The sequence below is a fragment of the Bacillus cereus group sp. BfR-BA-01524 genome (assembly GCF_022662595.1).
Lineage (GTDB): Bacteria > Bacillota > Bacilli > Bacillales > Bacillaceae_G > Bacillus_A > Bacillus_A thuringiensis_S.
In genome coordinates this window covers 1-211 of the sequence record NZ_JAKUDW010000505.1, presented here as the reverse complement: position 1 = coordinate 211, position 211 = coordinate 1, and the positions used below count along the sequence as shown (strand labels likewise).

The following is a 211-nucleotide window of genomic DNA, read 5'->3' as shown; positions in this document are numbered from 1 at the left end:
AAAAGTTCATACTACACTCAAATGTATTAAAAATATATTTTAAAGGGGTCATATATTCATGAAATTTAAAGCATTCTTTTTAACTATCACTATTCAAAAGCGTAAACTTTCACAGAAAGAGATTTTACGTGAGCAACACATTCAAAACATTATGGACGACGTAAAAGAGCGCCAATCTTCTTATTACACTCGTCTTTTCTAAATCACTTAT

Annotated in this window: 1 protein-coding gene; it reads left to right on the top strand. The window is 28.9% G+C overall.

What is annotated here, in order from left to right; genetic code table 11:
• Positions 1-58 precede the first annotated feature (58 nt).
• Entirely contained in the window at positions 59-202 is a 144-nt protein-coding gene (locus tag MR170_RS32105) for a YrzI family small protein (RefSeq protein ID WP_029442601.1), read from the top strand.
• Positions 203-211 lie beyond the last annotated feature (9 nt).

What these genes read in the sequence shown, in the direction of transcription:
- MR170_RS32105 (WP_029442601.1), top strand. Translation starts at nt 59, where the DNA reads ATGAAATTTAAAGCATTCTTTTTAACTATCACTATTCAAAAGCGTAAA.